This window comes from Sorangium sp. So ce426, from assembly GCF_051475585.1.
Lineage (GTDB): Bacteria > Myxococcota_A > Polyangia > Polyangiales > Polyangiaceae > Sorangium > Sorangium cellulosum_B.
The window spans coordinates 8733564-8750227 of sequence record NZ_CP150341.1; the positions used below are offsets into that span (position 1 = coordinate 8733564).

At 72.8% G+C, this 16664-nt stretch carries 11 protein-coding genes; 6 read left to right on the forward strand and 5 right to left on the reverse strand.

The features are described from left to right. Positions 1-57: 57 nt before the first annotated feature. The 3 genes from WMF44_RS32460 to WMF44_RS32470 form a co-directional block, all read right to left on the reverse strand. Positions 58-1176 (reverse strand): branched-chain amino acid aminotransferase, encoded by a 1119-nt coding sequence (locus tag WMF44_RS32460; RefSeq protein ID WP_437293924.1) that lies wholly within the window; start codon positions 1174-1176, stop codon positions 58-60. 177 nt (positions 1177-1353) lie between these two features. Beyond that, a complete protein-coding gene (locus WMF44_RS32465; RefSeq protein WP_437293925.1) occupies positions 1354-1989 on the reverse strand; it encodes an MBL fold metallo-hydrolase in 636 nt (211 codons plus the stop codon). A gap of 191 nt (positions 1990-2180) precedes the next feature. Further along, positions 2181-3458, reverse strand: coding sequence for a hypothetical protein (locus WMF44_RS32470; protein ID WP_437293926.1), 1278 nt, complete (start codon positions 3456-3458; stop codon positions 2181-2183). 888 nt (positions 3459-4346) lie between these two features. On the opposite strand from WMF44_RS32470, the gene WMF44_RS32475 reads away from it, so the two are divergent. Then, positions 4347-5435, forward strand: a complete 1089-nt coding sequence (locus WMF44_RS32475; protein ID WP_437293927.1) for a serine/threonine-protein kinase — start codon at positions 4347-4349, stop codon at positions 5433-5435. A 54-nt stretch (positions 5436-5489) separates the two neighbouring features. Here WMF44_RS32475 and WMF44_RS32480 read toward each other — a convergent pair whose 3' ends face one another. Continuing rightward, entirely contained in the window at positions 5490-7367 is a 1878-nt protein-coding gene (locus WMF44_RS32480; RefSeq protein ID WP_437293928.1) for an amidohydrolase family protein, read from the reverse strand. Between the two features lie 1075 nt (positions 7368-8442). On the opposite strand from WMF44_RS32480, the gene WMF44_RS32485 reads away from it, so the two are divergent. The 5 genes from WMF44_RS32485 to WMF44_RS32505 all read left to right on the forward strand — a co-directional run bounded on the left by WMF44_RS32485 (position 8443) and on the right by WMF44_RS32505 (position 15085). Continuing rightward, on the forward strand, positions 8443-10590 hold the full coding sequence (locus tag WMF44_RS32485; RefSeq protein WP_437293929.1) for a TOMM precursor leader peptide-binding protein: 2148 nt from the start codon (positions 8443-8445) through the stop codon (positions 10588-10590). A gap of 11 nt (positions 10591-10601) precedes the next feature. After that, a complete protein-coding gene (locus tag WMF44_RS32490; RefSeq protein ID WP_437293930.1) occupies positions 10602-11375 on the forward strand; it encodes a SagB/ThcOx family dehydrogenase in 774 nt (257 codons plus the stop codon). Between the two features lie 31 nt (positions 11376-11406). Then, a complete protein-coding gene (locus WMF44_RS32495) occupies positions 11407-12438 on the forward strand; it encodes a TOMM precursor leader peptide-binding protein (RefSeq protein ID WP_437293931.1) in 1032 nt (343 codons plus the stop codon). Positions 12439-12549: 111 nt separating this feature from the next. Continuing rightward, on the forward strand, positions 12550-14070 hold the full coding sequence (locus WMF44_RS32500; protein WP_437293932.1) for a protein kinase domain-containing protein: 1521 nt from the start codon (positions 12550-12552) through the stop codon (positions 14068-14070). Then, entirely contained in the window at positions 14048-15085 is a 1038-nt protein-coding gene (locus WMF44_RS32505) for a hypothetical protein (protein ID WP_437293933.1), read from the forward strand. Before WMF44_RS32500 ends, WMF44_RS32505 begins: the two co-directional genes overlap by 23 nt. Positions 15086-15195: 110 nt before the next feature. Here the strand turns inward: WMF44_RS32505 and WMF44_RS32510 are convergent, their stop codons facing one another. Continuing rightward, on the reverse strand, positions 15196-16662 hold the full coding sequence (locus WMF44_RS32510; protein ID WP_437293934.1) for an OmpA family protein: 1467 nt from the start codon (positions 16660-16662) through the stop codon (positions 15196-15198). Positions 16663-16664: the final 2 nt, after the last annotated feature.

Consider the following 16664-nt stretch of genomic DNA (forward strand, 5'->3'; position numbering starts at 1 on the left):
CGCACTCCTGTGCGCTGAGCACCGAAAACGCCGAGGTGGGCCCGTCTCCGAAGCGGCTCAGACCACGTCGTGCATCCAGCCGTGGCGATCGGGGGCGAGGCCGTGCTGGATGTCGAGCAGCGCCTCGCGGAAGCGCGCCGCCACGGGGCCCGTCTCGTTGTTGTGGATGGAGAAGGTCCCCTCGCGGGACTTCACGGCGCCGATGGGCGTGATGACCGCGGCCGTCCCGCACGCGAACGCCTCGGTCATGCGGCCCTCGCGCACCGCCGCGCGCCACTCGTCGAAGGTGACCCTGCGCTCCTCCGCGGCATAGCCGAAATCCCGGGCGAGCTGGATGATGCTGTCGCGGGTGATGCCCGGCAGGAGCGTGCCTGTCAGCTCGGGGGTCACGATCACGGGGCGCCCCCGCTCCTCGTAGACGAAGAAGATGTTCATTCCCCCCATCTCCTCGACGACGCTGCGCTGGACGGCATCGAGCCAGACCACCTGCGCGCAGCCCTCGGCAGCGGCGTTCATCTGCGCGAGCAGGCTCGCGGCGTAGTTGCCCGCAAACTTGGCCGCGCCCGTGCCGCCCGGCGCCGCCCGGACGAAATCCTCCGAGATCCAGACCGTCACCGGCTTCACGCCCTGAGGGAAATACGCGGCCGCAGGCGACGCGATCACCAGGAAATCGTAGTCGCGCGACGCCCTCACCCCGAGCGCCGCCTCGGTGGCGAACATCAACGGTCGGACATACAGGCTCTCGCCCACGGGCGAGGGGACCCATGCGCGATCCTGGCGGATCAGGGCGTCGACCGCGCCGACGAACAGATCGACCGGCATCTCCGGCATCGCCAATCGGCGGGCAGAGCTATTGAAGCGCCGCGCGTTCGCCTCCGGCCGGAACGTCTTGATGCGCCCGTCCGGCTGCCGATAGGCCTTGAAGCCCTCGAAGATCGCCTGACCGTAATGCAGCACCATCGCCGCAGGATCGAGCGTGATCGGCGCGTACGGCCGGATCTGCCCCCGGAGCCAGCCCCTGTCCGCCGCGTACGGGATCACGACCATGTGCTCCGTGAACACGCGCCCGAAGCCAGGGTTCTGCATGCGCTGCGCGCGCTCCGCGTCGCCGAGGGGATGCGGCGTGGCTAGGATCTCGAGATCGACCTTCGTGGCAGGCGCGCTTTCAGTGCTCATCGTGCTCGACTTCCGCGGCGGACAGCGGTCGACCCGGCTCGAGTGGGCCGACGCGCGTCATCGTCGCGCGGCATTTTTCGAAAGAATCCTGGCGGGATGCAAGCACTTTCTCGCGAGAAAGCACCGCGGCGACGTGGTGAAGCAAGCGCGCAAGCGAGCGTGCGAGCGGGCGGCGCGTCACGACCGCAAAAAGGGATTTCTGTCGCGCTCCTCGCCGATCGTCGTGGAGGGGCCGTGTCCTGTGACGACCCGGGTCGACGGATCGAGCGTGAGCAGCTTGCCCCGGATGGATGAGACGATCGCCCGCGAGTCGCCGCCCCACAGATCGGTCCGGCCGATGCTGCGCCGGAACAGGGTGTCCCCCGTGAACGCGACGGCGCCCGTCTCCGCGAGCACCAGGAACGAGACGCTGCCCGGCGTGTGCCCCGGCGTGTGGAGCACGTGCAGATCGAGCCCGCCCGCCTTCACGACCGCGCCGTCGTTCAGATCGCCGTCGACCTCGCACCGCTCCGGCAGCGCAATGCCGAGCATCGCCGCCTGGACGGGGAGCATGTCGTAGAGGAAGCGGTCGGCCTCGTGAATGCGGGCCGCGGCGCCGGACCAGCGCTGGAGCGGCGCCGTGGCGCCCACGTGATCGATATGGGTGTGCGTGTGCACGATGGCCGCGACCTTCGCCCCGGCCTGCTCGACGCGCGCGCGGATCGTGTCGAAATCGCCCCCGGGGTCGATGACCACGGCGCCCTTGCTCACAGGGTCGACGAGGATCGAGCAGTTGCACCCCAGCGGACCGACGGAGAACGTCTCGAGCAGCACAGGGCGAGCTTGTAGCACGCGGAGCCCCGACCTCCACGCGCGACATCGTCGCCGAGGCGGCGCCGCGAGCGCCGATCGACCACCGCCGCGCGCCGCCCGGAGCGCGCGGCGCCGCGGCGCAGAAGGACGCGCGGAGACCTCGGATCCTCGCGGACCTCGGGTGCTCGATCCCGCGCGCGCTCCCGCGGCCGCTACTTCGGGGCGCTCACGATGGTGCCGTTCGTTCCGAGTCCGTTGGTCCAGTAGACGCGGGTCGCGTCGAGGGCGATGCCGTAGGGCGACGGCTCGCCGGCCGCCACCGCCCCGATGATGCCGTTCGGCAGCATCCTCATGACGTTCGGTGAGTTGGGGTCCGTCCAGTAAACGCCCGTCGCGTCGGCGGCGATGCCCCTCGGGTTCTCCCGGCCGCTCGCGATCACCGTCGGCTCTCCGCCGGTCTTGGCCACCCGCATCACGTTGCCGGTCCTGCTGGTCGTCCAGTAGACGTGCGTCGCGTCGACGGCGATCTCGCGCACCTGGCCTTGATCGGCCGCCAGCGTGGTGAACGGGCCTTCGCCCGTGGAGTCCTTGGGCGCGGACATCACCATGCCCCGCTCGTCGCGCACGGTCCAGTAAACGTGCGTCGCGTCGACCGCGAGGGCGTGGGTCGTCCCGCCCCGGTCCGAGATGACGGTGAACGGCCCGTTGCCGTCCGAGTCCTTCCGCGCGCGGACCACGGAGCCGCCGCGCTCGCGGTTCGTCCAGTAGACGAACTCCTCGTCGATCGCGATGCCGAACGGATCGGGCTGCCCCGCGGCGATCGCCACCGGCGCCTCCTGGCCGCCGACCCGCGCCCTCATCACCTGACCGTCGCTCTCGCCGGCCACGCCCTGGTTGGCCCAGAAGACGTGGGTGGCGTCGGCCTTGATATCGGCCGGCTGGACCTGCGCGGTGGCGATGTTGATCGCGACGGCTTCGCCCTGCGTCCACTGCCTGACCATGCCCTGCTCGCCGTTGGTCCAGAACACGACGCCGTTGGCGACGGCGAGGAACAGCGGATCCCGCTGGCCCGAGATGTGGATCGAGGTGCGGATGCACGTGCCGTCCCGGCAGGTGCCATCGCAGTCGACGGGGCAAGTGCCGCAATGGAGGGCGTCGTTCGTCACGTTGACCTCACAGCTGTTCTCGGCATCCGCGTCGCAATCGACGTAAACGTCCCCGCAGACCGGCGGCTCGTCGATGATGGGCCCCACGCCCCCGCTCCCGCCGCTCCCCGCGGTCGCTCCGCCCACGCCCGGCTCGCCCCCGGTCCCCTGGCCGCCCACGCCCGCCGCGCCCCCCGTGCCCGGCGCGCCGCCCTCGCCTCCTCCCGCGGAAGCCGTGGTCCCCGGACCGGACCCGCCGGGAGTGAAGAGGTTCGACGCGTCAGGCGTGGAGCAAGCTGCTACGGCGAGTCCGGAAACGAGCCCGAGGAGAACGGTGCGACGCATTGTGCTGTGCATGGAAACCTCCACCCATACAGGCTACACGAGCCTGCCGAAAAAACGCATCTGTGAACTTGATGTGTTTTCAAACCTAATTCGTCCGCGCACGCGCGGGCATGCCTCGTGCGGATCCGGGGGCAAATGACGGCGATGCGGCGGGCGAGGGCGCGCGTGGCAGGACAGCAGGCTCGACCCCGGCGCGCGCGGGCATGTGGTCGTGCTGGTTCGGCCGCCGCGGGCGGGCGCGGCTGCGGGCGCGCGCGGCTGGAGCTCCGGCAATGTCGCTGGATCTACCGACAAGTGGTCGTGCTCCGCCGGCGACGGGCGAGCCCCGCCCAGCGCGCAACGGGCTCTCGCCACGCCGGGGCCGCGCGCGCGACTCCGCACCTCGCGCGGCCGGCGCTCCACGCCGCGCGGCCGTGAGGCACAGGCGATGAGGGGTCTCCGCACGCCCCGGCCGGAGACACGATGAGGCAGCGCCATCAGCGCAGGAGACGGCGCAGGCCGGCGACTCACGATCACGGCGGAGCGGTGGAATCTCGAGAGAGAGAGCGCGCGCGTGCGGCCGCGGCGGTGGGCGCGAGCTCCCGAAGGCCGCTCGGGAGGCCTGGCTCACGCGCGCTTCGTGAGCTCCAGCCTCGGCGCCGCCCGCCCGCTCCCTCGCGAGCGCCTCGCCCCCGCGCCCAACCGGGAAGATGGCGCTGGACGCGGAGGGGCGCTACCCTCCGGACGCCGCGTGTGTGAACGTACGATGTCATCCAGGGTGGATCCGCTGTTCCGCCGCGCGGCGCGCGGTCACGGGGGAGCGCGCGGCGCGGCAGTGCGTGCCCTGCGCCGCGGCCTCCTCCTCCTCCTCGACGCCGCGCGCGCGGCTCGGCCTGGAGGCGCGAACGCATGAGCGAGTCCGTGTTCATCGCGGGAGGCCAGGCGAGCTCCGCGGCGCGAGAGCGCGCGATGACGTTCGTCGGGCGCACGCTCGTCCACCGCTATCGCCTCGAGGAGCTCGTCGCGATGGGCGGCATCGCCGCCGTCTTCAGGGCAAAGAAGCTCGCGACCGGCGAGGACGTGGCCGTCAAGGTGCTCCACCCGGACGCCGAGGAGCTGCCGGAGCTCATCGAGCGCTTCGAGCGCGAGGCGCTCGCCGGTCGCCACATCTTCCACCCGAACGTCGCGGCGGTCTACGAGATCAACCAGCTCGACGACGGCGCGTGGTTCATGGTGATGGAGTTCATCCGCGGCATCACGCTGCGGAAGCTCATCGACCAGGGCCCCGTCCCCCCGCTGCGCGCGGCGAACATCGCGCGCCAGCTCGCGAGCGCGCTCAACGCGGCGCACGACTTCGGGATCGTGCACAGGGACGTGAAGCCGCTCAACGTCATGGTCCTCGACGGGCCGGAGGAGCGCGTCCTGCTCATCGACTTCGGCCTCGCCAAGGTGCCGATCGAGCAGTTCTCCATCACCGACGACGGCTCGCGCCGCTCGCTGACGAACGCCGGCGTGCTGCTCGGCACGGTGGCGTACATGGCGCCCGAGGCGGCGCTCGGCATGCGCTCTGTCGACCGGCGGGCCGACCTCTACGCGCTCGGGGTCATCCTCTACGAGATGCTCGCGGGCAAGCACCCCTTCACGGCGGTCGAGCCGTCGGCGCTGTTCGCGCAGCACCGGTCGGCCGTGCCGCCGCCGATCGCCGAGCGCTCCCCTGGCGTCGTCGTCCCGCCCGCGCTGGAGGCGGTCGTGATGCGCCTGCTCGCCAAGGACCCGGACGACCGCTTCCCCCACGCGCGCGCCGTGCTCGTGGCGCTCGACGCCGCCATCCAGAAGATGAGCGCGCCCGAGAGCGGCATCGCCCTCGCCGCCCCGTCCAGCCTCCGGGCCGCGGCCAGCTTCATCGAGCGGCGGACGTCGCGGGCCGTGATCGCCGGCGCGGGCATCGTGTTCTTCACGATCGGGAGCGTGATCGCCTGGCTGCTCGCGTCGCGCTGAGCGCGCGCGGCGTCGTCGCGCGCGCGCTCAGCGGCGCTTGACGTCGTCGCGCGCTCAGCGGCGCCCGGCCGGCTCGCAGGTCCCCACGGGGAGCCCTGCGAGCGCGGTGTGATCGACGCACCGCTCGCCGCCCGGGCACGGCGCGGCGCGCTCGCCGCGCGGATCGCAGAGCGCTCTGCAGGTGTTCGAGGGGTCGCAGATGCTGCCGGGCGCGCACGCGAACGACGCGTCGCACGGCTGCCCGTCCGAGCCCGCGCCCGCGTTCCAGCACGACGTCGAGCCGTTGCCCCAGAACACGCAGGCGGCGCCGTTGTCGCAGTCCTGCGCGAAGAGATCGCAGCCGTCGCCGTCGATGCAGGCCCCCCCTGTGAACGAGCCGCCATCGAGGAAACACGCGCTCCCCGGCGCGCAGTCCGAGGCGGCGCTGCAGGTCGCGGCGCAGACCTGGGCCGGGTTGCACGACTGCGCGGGCGCGCACTCCGACGCGGCGAGGCACGCCTCGCCGGGGCCGGCGCCCGTCCTGGGCTCCCGCGCGAGGCTCGTCTTGCGCGGCAACGCGAGCGCCTCGCGATCGAGCAGGACGCCCGACTTGTAGACGCGCGACACGCGCTCGAGCGCGCGGACATCGGCGAGCGGATCGCCGTCGACCACGAGCACGTCCGCGAGCGCTCCTCGCTCGAGGCGCCCGAGATCGGGCCGCCCGAGCACGTCCGCGGCGGCGCGCGTGGCGGCGGCGAGCGCCGCGAGGGGCGGCATCCCGGCCTCGACGAGGAGCGCGACCTCGCGGCGCAGGCTCAGCCCGTGAAAGACGCCCGGGTTGCCGGCGTCGGAGCCGGCGGCGATGGTGACCCCGGCCTGGTAGCAGGTGACGAGGTTCGCGATCGCATGGTCGCGCCGCCGCTTCACGAGCTCCAGGAAATGCGCCGTCCTGAGCTCCGCGAGCAACGAGGGATCACGCAGGGCCGCGATCACGCCGGCCGGCACGTCATCGACGAGGGCGGGGTCGTCGAGCTCGGTCAGCGCTCCGTGAGCCGTGCGGTACAGGCCGTCCGCCACCGCGAGCGTGGGGACGACGACGGCCCCGGCAGCGGCCATCCTCCGCGCGAGGTCCGGTGAGATTCGGTCCTCGTCCGGGACGTGCGCGAAGAGCGTCACGCCGCCGTCGAGCGCGGCCTCGATGTCCGGGGCCCCCGTCGCGTGGGCGATCACCCGGACGCCCGCGGCCGCGGCGGCCTCCTGGATCGCCGCCACGGACGGGCGCGTCAGGCGCGGGAGCGGCAGCGATCCGCCCCCCTCGAGCACGATCTTGATGAAATCGGGTGCCCTCGGGAGGAGCGCCTCGAAGGCCTTGTCGACGTCGGCGGGCGAGTCGATGAAGACGCAGTAGTCGCCCGGCGGGCTGCCTTGATAGCAGGGGTGCCCTCCGGTCGGCGTGAGCAGGGGCCCGGCGGCGAAGAGCTGCGGCGCGAGGAGGTCGCCGGCGTCGATGCGCGATCGCTGCTCGAAGATGACGTGCTGGGATGAGCCGAGGTCGAGGTACGAGGTGACGCCCGCCCGGAGCATCGCCTTCGTGTGGTCCTCGAGGTGGAGGTCGCCGTCATAATAAGCATAGGGCCCGGCGACGCTCAGCGAGTGGACGTGGAGATCGATGAGCCCGGGGAGGACCGTCTTGCCAGCGACGTCCACGACCTCGCCGCCTCCAGCCTCGACGCGGGGCTCGGCGTCGCCGAAGACGACCTGCTTCACCCTGTCGCCCTCGATCACCACCGTTGCCCTGGCCGCGCGCGTGCCGTCGAACACCATGCCTCCCTTCAGCACGGTGCAGCCCGCACACCCCACCTCGGCCGCGCTGGGCGTCGAGGGGCTCTCCGCGACGCCGCAGCCTGCGAGCCACGTTGACGCAGCGACGAACCACAAAGCGAGACGAGCCATCGCCAGTCCGAGCGAAGTACGACGCATGACACTCCGTTATCGATGGGCGCCAGGAGCACCCGAGAAGCGGCAGACCGCGTACCGGACACAGCGCACGAAAGCAATCGAATGGAGCGGCGCGCACGGCGCGGTGCACGCGCGCCCGCAGCGTGCCGCGTTATCCAGGATTGTTCGTATCGAGGCGGGCTGCTCGAGGGAGGCGCTTTGTCCCCGACGGCCCTTGGGCATCTCCGGCCCGAGCGGAGGACGGCTCCAGATCGCGGGCCAGCTTGACAGATGGGCCTGTCCCGGAAGTCCAGCCGCCCGGGCGCACGGAGGGAGCGCAGGGAGTCACGCTCGATGTTGTTCCGGCCTTCTCTGCTGCTCCGGCGGCGATCCAGGCCACCCGGAAGAGCGGCCTGAGTGGGGCGAGCGAGAGAAAGGAGCCCGCGACGCCCTCCTTTGAAGGCGGCATCTCTCGTGCTGTCCACGGATCGGAGCGCCCTGGAATGATAGAGAGTCCAACCGAACTTCCGTCGCCCGGCGACGAGCCACCGTATTGACGAAGACCCTTTGCGTGCCTCACCTACTCGTGGGAGGCTCTGCGATGAGTGATTCGAAAATCGAAAACAATTCTCCGAAAGATCTGGAAGTGACCGTGAAGGAGCTGCGCAACGCCATCAACGATTTGTCGGCCAGGCTGGACGACATGGCAACAGCGACTCCGGCCAACTACCACTGCGGCTGCGGCGGCTGCGGCGGCTGCGGCGGCTGTGGCTGCGGCGGGTGCAGGTGCGGCGGGTGCAGGTGCGGCGGGTGCAGGTGCCGCTGTAGCTAGCCCTGAGGCCGTCGAGGCCGAGCGATAGAGCTCTGGAGGAAGACGAGGAGCGCGAGAGTTCGAGAAAGGCAACATCCCGTCTTCCCCGGCTCACCACGACCGCGCGACGTCGCGCGGTCGTGGTGAGCTTGCGAGCTTCTTCTCTCCTTTGCTTGTCGGAGCGCCGCTCCCCGAGCACCAGAATTGAACCTCTTTACCGAAAGTGCAGGACGGCGCTCGTCGAGGCGCCGCCGCGCTGCGCTTTCCTGGAGATCTCGCGTGGCCACCCAACTGCCCAGCTCAGCGATCACCGCGCCCTCGCTCGAGGGGACCGCCCCGCCTGCGTCGGCGGAAGCGCGCGAGGAGCTCGCGCGATCACGCGTCCTCGTCGTCGGGCTCGAACCGTGGGGCGCCGTCGCGGCCACCGAGCTCGCGTGTCTGGGCGTCGGCGCGCTCCACGTCCTCGACGACAGGGAGGTCACGGCCGACGATCTCGGCCCCTTCGCCGAGGCGGATCTCGGAAAGGGTCGAGCGCGCGCGCTCTCCGTCGCCCTGTCGCGGCTCGCCCCCGGCTGCGCGATCACGCCCGGGACGCTGCTCGCCGCCGCGGATCGCCCGATCGTCCAGGAGGACACCGGCTGGGACCTGATCCTCGCCTGCGTCTCTGGCGATGATCTGCTCGTCCTTCAGGGCGTCGCCCGCTTCGCCCACGCGGCGTCCGTCCTGTCGCTCAGCGCGCACCTCGAGGGGCTCGACGCGGTGATCGGACCGGCCGTCGTGCCGGGCGAGACCGCGTGCTGGGACTGCTGCCGCCTGCGCAGGCTCGCGGTGAGCACGCAGGGAGAGGCGGATCGCGCGCTTCACGCGTCGCTCCTCGCCGCCCGTCCGGAGCGCCGCGCGCGCACCTACCTCGCCCCGATGCCGGCGTTCCTGGGCCACGCCGTCGCGCTCGCGGCCCTCGATCTGCTGATGAACCGCGCCGCGTCGCGGCTCGCGGGCCGCTTCATCGTCCAGAACCTGGTCGACCCGGAGGCGTCGCTCCACACCGTCTTGCAGATGCCCTGGTGCCGGGTCTGCGGCGGCGCCGCCGAGGCCCTCCGCACCGGAAGCGCACGTCGGGGATCGAGCGCCCACCTACGCGACGCACCCGACCCCGCGGCGCTCCGGCGGATGCTCGCCGGCGTCGTCGACGCGCGGGCGGGCATCGTCCACCGCCTCACGCTGGACGCGACGAGCCCGGCGCTCGCCCCCGAAGCGTGCATTACGGCCACCGCGTTCCTCTGCGACTACACCGACGGCTCGCCGCACGCCCACCGCTCGAGCGAGCCGCAGGTCGGCACCGGGAAGGGCGTCACGGCCGTCGAGGCCCTGATCAGGGCGACCGGTGAGGCCGTCGAGCGTTACTCCGCCGAGTTCGTCGACCGAAAGGAGCTCCTTCGCTCCTCGATAACCGGGATGAAGAGCGACTTCATCGCTCCCGAGCGCCTCTGTCTCTACAGCGAGGAGCAGTACGCAACGCCCGGATTCCGCTACGCGCGGGTCGATCCGGCCGCGCCCATCGACTGGGCCCTCGGGCGCTGGATGGACACGGGCGCGCCCGTGTATGTGCCGGCGCTCCCGACCTACTACGGCTACTGCGCAGGACACGACGCGCACTTCTGCCAGGTGACCTCGAACGGGCTCGCGGCGGGCGCGACGCTCGAGGGCGCGGCGATGGGGGCCGCGCTCGAGCTCATCGAGCGCGACGCCTTCATGATCTCGTGGCTCGCTCGCCGGCCCGGGCGGCGGATCTTGCCCGATGACTCGCTCGACCCCGAGCTGCACGAGATCGCCCGGCAGCTCGAGGAGCGCGGCGCCCGGATCGAGCTGTATCTCCTCGACGCGGGCATCTCGGTCCCCGTGGTGATGTGCGTGGGTTACGGCGACGGCAAGCGCTGGCCCGGCGCGGTGGTCTCGATCTCCGCCCACCTGAGCCCCCTCAACGCGATCAGGAAAGCGATCCTGGAGCAAGGCCAGATAGGCAATTACGTCTTCCGCCTGATGACGGGCGAGGCGCTCGTCGTCCCGGAGCGTCCGGAGGACGTTCTCACGCTCGAGGATCACGCGATATACTACCTCCCCGCGCGCCGCGCCGCGGCCTTCGCCTTCCTCCGCGAAGGAGGCACGGTCACCGCCGCCGAGCTCGAGGAGCCCGACGAGGTCTCGCTGTCCGAGCTCACCCGGCGCGTGCAGGCCGCGGGGCTGCGCATCGCGATCGTGGACGTGACGTCGCCCGACCTCGCGGCGACCCCGTTCCGTGTCGCCCGGGCCCTCGGGCCCGATTTCCAGCAGATCCATTTCGGCCACCAGCTCGCTCAGCTCGGTAATCCGCGTCTCCGTTCGATGACCCCCCACGGCATCAACCCTGACCCTCACCCGATGGCCTGAGAGAGGACACCATGGCAAGGAGCAAAGAGGCGGACGTTGCGCGGCTCTATCATCTCCAGTCCTCCCACGTGAGGTCGCGGCCGCTGGAGCCGCCGTTCGACGGGGATCTCCAGCCGCTCCGCTTCCGGACCTACGTCGGCGCGGCGCGCACGCCGCTGCCCGGGCGCGATTTCGCGATCGACGCCCCGCTCGGCGGGGTGCTGGAGCAGCGGCGGTCACACCGGGAGTTCTCTCTCGGGCCGATGTCCATCGAGACGCTCGGGCGGCTCCTTCACGCGAGCTACGGCGTCCGCGGCGCGCGAAATGTCGACGGAGCGTGGACCTGCGATCGCCCCGCGCCCTCGGCCGGCGGCCGGTATCCGCTCGAGATCTACGTCGCGACGCAGGCCGTCGAGGGGGTCCCGGACGGCCTGTACCACTACGACGCCCAGGCGCACGAGCTCGAGCTCCGCCGGACAGGCCTCGCGCACGCAACGCTCGTGGATCTCACGGTGGGTCAGGACATGATCCTGAACACCAATGTCGTGGTCATCATCACCGCGGTGCCGTTCCGCACGATGTGGAAATACGGCCAGCGCGGATATCGATTCCTGTGGCTGGACGCAGGGCACCTGGGCCAGAACCTCTATCTCGTCGCGACGGCCATGGGCCTCGGCCCGGTGGCGATCGGCGGATTTTACGATGAGGAGCTCAAGGCCTTCCTGGCGCTGCCGGCCGAGGAAGACACGATGTACATCGTCTGCGTCGGTCAGCCCGCGCCGGCCGGGGGCCGGAGCGGGCCTTAGCGCGCCTGAACCAGAAGCGTCGGAGAGCACCATGCCCAGCATTCGACTCAGCCGCTCGGCCAGCATCACGCCCACCGACATGGGCGTCATCCTCCGCTCCGATCTCGGCACCTTCCAGCTCACCGGCCTGGACGTGAGCGCGTTCGTCGAGCGGATGGTCCCGCTGCTCGACGGGTCGCGCGACCGGGAGGCGCTCGTCGAGGCGCTCGCGGACTACTCGCGGCAGAGCGTGACGGCGTTCCTCGACCTGCTCGAGGCGCGCGGGCTGGTCGAGCCGGTGCCCGCGGGGGCGCCGTCCGGCGAGCGCCTGCACGGGCAGCGCGAGTTCCTCCGCAAGTGGTCGTCGGCCCCGGAGCAGGCGGCGCAGCGGATCGCGAACGCGCGCGTGCTCGTGGTGGGCCTCGAGCCCTGGGGGGCCTCGGCCGCCCTGGCGCTCGCGGGGGCGGGCGTCTCCGCGCTCCGCCTGATCGACGGCGGCGCCGTCGGCACGCGCGACGTCGCGGTGGTCCGCGCGCGGGGGGAGGCGGCGCTCGGCGCGCCCCGCCGCGGCGCCGTGGCCGCGCTGATCCGCGAGCACGCGCCGCTCTGCCGGGTGGACGAGAGCTCCTCCGCCGCGCTGGAGGGGGACGGCCTCCTCTCGCCGGAGGGGCGCCCTCACCTCCTCGTCGCGGCGGTGCGCGGCGACGACGCGGAGCTGCTGGAGCGCGTCGCGCGGTTCGGCCATCGCACAGGGATCGCCACGCTCTTCTCGCACCTCGCGGGGACGACGGCCGTCCTGGGCCCGCTCGTCTTCCCGGGGAAGACGGCGTGCCGGATCTGCGCGACGACCGAGGCGCTGAGCCCCTCGCTCGCGGCGCGCTCCCTGGCCGATCCCGCGCCGCACGCCGGCACGATGGGTCAGCTGCTCGGCCACCTCGTGGCGATGGAGGCCCTCAAGGTGCTCTCGGCGTACACGCCCTCCAGGCTCGGGGGCAGGTTCCTGATCCAGGACCTCGCGACGCTCGAGACATCGCACCACACGCTCGTGAGGTTGCCCTGGTGCAAGGTGTGCGGCGAGGGATGACGCGGGGCTCTGGGTGCTCTAGCCTGCGGCCGTGAAGAGGCCTCCCCTTCCAGCCGCCTCCCGCATCGCCGACGCGCCCGCCGCCGGCGCCCATGGCCCGGGCCTCGCGCCATGATCGGTCGGACCCTCGACGACCGCTACACGATGCTCCGGCTGCTCGGCCAGGGCGGGATGGGCGCCGTCTACGAGGCCCGGCACGCGGGCACCGGCCGCCGCGTCGCGGTGAAGGTCATCCTCGGCCAGGCGGCGGACGACGAGCTCGTCCGCCGCTTCCAGCGCGAGGCGCGCGCGGTCGGCGCGGTCGAGTCGGAGCACATCGCGCAGGTGTTCGACACCGGGCGCGACCGCGAGACCGGCGCGCCGTACATCGCGATGGAGTTCCTCGAGGGCGAGGACGTGCAGGCCCTCATCGAGCGGCTCGGCCCGCTCCCTGTCGATCTCGCGCTCCGCATCGGGCTGCAGGCGTGCCTGGGGCTCGAGCGCGCGCACGAGGCCGGCATCGTCCACCGCGACGTCAAGCCGGCCAACCTGTTCCTCGCGAAAAAGCAGGGCGGCCAGCGCGTGATCAAGGTGCTCGACTTCGGCGTCGCCAAGGTGACGGACAACAGCCTCGGCAACGGCGGGATGACGAAGAGCGGCGCGCTCCTCGGCTCTCCCCTCTACATGTCGCCCGAGCAGGCGCGCGGCAACGGCGCCATCGACGCGCGCTCGGACGTCTGGTCGCTCGGCATCAGCCTGTACCACGCCCTCTCGGGCCATCGGCCCAACGAGCACCTGACCGGCCTCGGAGAGCTCGTCCTGGCCATCTGCACGACCCCGGTGCGCTGGATCCAGGAGATCGCGCCCTGGGTGCCGCTGGAGGTCGCCCGCGTGGTGCACCGGGCGCTGGTGATCGATCCGGCGGGCCGCACCGCGAGCGCCGGCGAGCTCGCGGCGGCGCTGCGCGCGTTCCTGCCGGGCGGCGAGGCGATCGTCGAGGCGATGCTCGTGCCGCTCGACGCCGCCACGCGCGCGTCGCGCGCGTCGTTCGGCGCCATCTCGGCCCCCCAGCACGCCTCGAGCGCGCCGTTCGGCGCTGCGCTGACCCCGCCGCGCGCGTCGGCCGCGCCCTTCGAGGCCGCGGGGCGCCCGCCGGGCGGGCAATCCGGACCGTATGCGCTGTCGGCCACGGCGCCCGCCACGAGCGTGCGGCTGTCGAGCCGCCCCGAGCGTCCGGCGTCGCGCCCGCCCGTCGCCCTGATCGCCGGCGGCGTGCTGGCCGCCGCGCTCGCTGGCGGCGCGGGCGTCTACCTCGCTGTGCGCAGCGCGCCGCCGGCCGCGCCCACGCCCTCGGCCGAGCCGGCCCCGCCAGCGCGCGCCGAGACCGAGCCGCCGCCTCCGTCCGCCGGCGTCGAGGCCAGGCCGACGCCGTCCGCCAGCGCCGAGCCGCCGCGCGCCGACACGCCCGTGGATCCGCCGGCCGCGGCCTCGTCGACGCCCGCGGCGCCGCCCTCCGCCGCGGCGACCGGACGCGCCGCCGCGTCGGCGCCGGCGAGCGCCGTCGCTCGACCGCCCGCGCCGAGGCCGCCTGCGGCCAGGCCGCCGCCCCAGAGGCCCCCGAGGAATGACGATGACGAGACATCGAGGAAATAGCCGCGTCGCGTGGTGTGTCGCCGCGCTCCTGTCGCTCTCCGCGGGTGTCGCCCGCGCGGAGCCGTCCGCGGATCAGGCGGCCGCGGCCGAGGCGCTCTTCCGCGAGGGGCGCGATCTCGTCGCGCAGGGCAAGCTCGCCGAGGCGTGCCCCAAGTTCGCGGCGAGCCAGCGGCTGGACCCGGGCTACGGCACCCAGTGGAACCTGGCGGACTGCCTCGAGCAGATCGGCCGCAGCGCGAGCGCCTGGGCGGCGTTCCGCGAGGCGGCGGACATGGCGAGCCGGGCCGGCCAGGCGGACCGCGAGGCGAAGGCGACCCGCCGCGCGGCCGATCTGGAGAAGAAGCTCGAGCGCCTCGCCATCACGGTGACCACGCCGGCGGACGGCCTCGTCGTGAAGCGCAACGGCGCGGTCCTCGACGCCGGCGCGTGGGGCGCGCCGCTCCCTGTCGATCCGGGCAAGCACCGCGTCGAGGCGACCGCGCCAGGCAAGAGGCCATTCTCGGTCGAGGCGCAGACCGCCGGCCCCGGCCAGGTCGTCACCGTGGAGGTCCCGCCGCTCGAGGACGACCCCGCGGCGACAGCGGCGACCCCGCCGCCCGGCGCGCAGCCCGGGCCGCTCGCCGCGCCGCTCCAGCCGACCGCTGGCGGCGACGGAGACAGCGGCGCGGGCACCCGCCGCACCCTCGCCTTCGTGGCAGGCGGCGTCGGCGTCGCCGGCGTCGTGACCGGCTCGGTCTTCGGGCTGCTCGCCAGCTCGCGGTGGAACCGGGCCCAGGACGAGCACTGCCGGACCGAGACGCTCTGCGACGCCCGCGGCGTGGCGCTGGTCGAGGACGCCAAGAGCGCCGCGAAGCTGTCCACCGCCGGCTTCATCGTCGGCGGGGTCGGGCTCGCGGCCGGCGTCGCGCTGTTCGTGACGTCGCTCGGCGACACGGAGCCCGCGGCGGCGAGGATCGTTGTCGCGCCTGCCGTCGGCACGGCCGGCGGCGGGCTGGCGATCCACGGCCGCTTCTGACGCCTGGCAGCGCCCGGCGCCGCGGCGCGCCGCGGGCGGCGGCCGGCCCCGATACGGGCCAGCCGCCGTGCCCGGGAGGGCGCGACGCGCCGCTCCCGGGCGAGCGCGCCTCACTCGTCGATCACGAACTCCACGCGGCGGTTCTTCGCCAGGCTCGCCGGGTCGGTGCCCTCGGCCACCGGCCTGTCCGACCCGAAGCCCTCGGCCGTGAGCCGGCCCGGGCTGACGCCCTTCCGGATCAGGTACTTCCGGACCGTCTCGGCGCGCTGCTCGCTCAGCTCCTGGTTCAGCTCGGGCGTGCCGGTCTCGTCGGTGTGCCCCTCCACCCGCAGCCGCTCGATCTCGGGGTTCGCCTTCATGACGAGCGCCACCTGATCCAGGGTCCTGTACGAGTCCTGCTCGAGCTCGGCCGAACCGGTCCGGAAGCGGATGGTGTCCCGGATCACAAACTGGCCCTCCTCGTACGCGACCCGCGGCTCGCCCTCGTCGGGGCAGCCGTCGTCGTCCTCGACGCCGTTGATCGTCTCCTTCTCGTCCGGGCACTCGTCGTCCGCGTTCGGCACGCCGTCGTGATCATCGTCGGCGTCCTCCTCGGGGCAGCCGTCGCTGTCGTAGTCGGCGTCGCGATCCTCCGGGACGTCGGGGCACTGGTCGCGCTCGTCGTCGACGCCGTCGTGGTCCCTGTCGTGCGAGGTCGGCGTGTACTTCACGCCCGCGAACACGCGGAAGATCGGCACGCCGTAGCCGGCCAGCGCGCCGATCCCCGGGCCCGCGGTGATCTCCCACTCCTCGCTCGGGTTGATCTTCACGTAGCCGAGCGCCTCGAGCGGCGTCTCCTCCTCGTTCAGGTCGTCCGCGGCGATGCCGATGCCGCCGTTCGCCTCGGCGCCGATCTCGACCTTCCCGTCGATGCCGCCGAAGCGGTAGCCGAGCGCCGCGGCGTACGTCAGCTCGCTCGCCGCCTCGACGTTCGCGTACGTCGTCCCCTCGCGGATCGCGACGCCCGCGTTGACGCCGAACCTGAGGCCGGGCGCGAACCGGTGATCGAGCACGATGCGCGGCCAGAACACGACGTTGCGCGCGCCGCCCGCGAAGTCTCCGGTGTGCGTCGGGACGCGCAGCTCGGCCACGAGGCCGAGGCCGATGGAGTCGCGGTCGTCGAGCAGGCGCAGCTTCGGCACGAGCCGGATGTCGCCGAGGCCCGCGAACGACGGAGAGCCCTCGCCCGACTGCGCGAGGAAGAACGGGATGTCGAGGCCGATCGCGAACGGCTCGGCGATCGTGACCGACGCCATGAGATCGGCGCCCAGGCGGCCGCTCACGATCTGGCTGCGCACCTCGCCGTCGCCCGTCGCGACGATCAGCGGGTTGCGGGCGTAGTTCAGGAACAGCCCGAACGCCCATGGATCGCCGGGCTCGCGGACGCCGGAGCCCTCCGTGACGACGAAGGCGTCGTGGGTGACGGCCGGCTTGAAGCGCTCGACGTCGATGTCCGTGCTCTGCGCCGACGCGGGCGTCGCGGCGGTGAGGACCGCGCAGGCGGCGCAGGTGATGGCGGCGAGGATCGGTGCGCGCATGG

Coding starts and splice junctions, on each gene's coding strand:
- WMF44_RS32460 (WP_437293924.1), bottom strand. CDS start 1,176: ATGAGCACTGAAAGCGCGCCTGCCACGAAGGTCGATCTCGAGATCCTA.
- WMF44_RS32470 (WP_437293926.1), bottom strand. CDS start 3,458: ATGCGTCGCACCGTTCTCCTCGGGCTCGTTTCCGGACTCGCCGTAGCA.
- WMF44_RS32475 (WP_437293927.1), top strand. CDS start 4,347: ATGAGCGAGTCCGTGTTCATCGCGGGAGGCCAGGCGAGCTCCGCGGCG.
- WMF44_RS32480 (WP_437293928.1), bottom strand. CDS start 7,367: ATGGCTCGTCTCGCTTTGTGGTTCGTCGCTGCGTCAACGTGGCTCGCA.
- WMF44_RS32490 (WP_437293930.1), top strand. CDS start 10,602: ATGGCAAGGAGCAAAGAGGCGGACGTTGCGCGGCTCTATCATCTCCAG.
- WMF44_RS32495 (WP_437293931.1), top strand. CDS start 11,407: ATGCCCAGCATTCGACTCAGCCGCTCGGCCAGCATCACGCCCACCGAC.
- WMF44_RS32500 (WP_437293932.1), top strand. CDS start 12,550: ATGATCGGTCGGACCCTCGACGACCGCTACACGATGCTCCGGCTGCTC.
- WMF44_RS32505 (WP_437293933.1), top strand. CDS start 14,048: ATGACGAGACATCGAGGAAATAGCCGCGTCGCGTGGTGTGTCGCCGCG.
- WMF44_RS32510 (WP_437293934.1), bottom strand. CDS start 16,662: ATGCGCGCACCGATCCTCGCCGCCATCACCTGCGCCGCCTGCGCGGTC.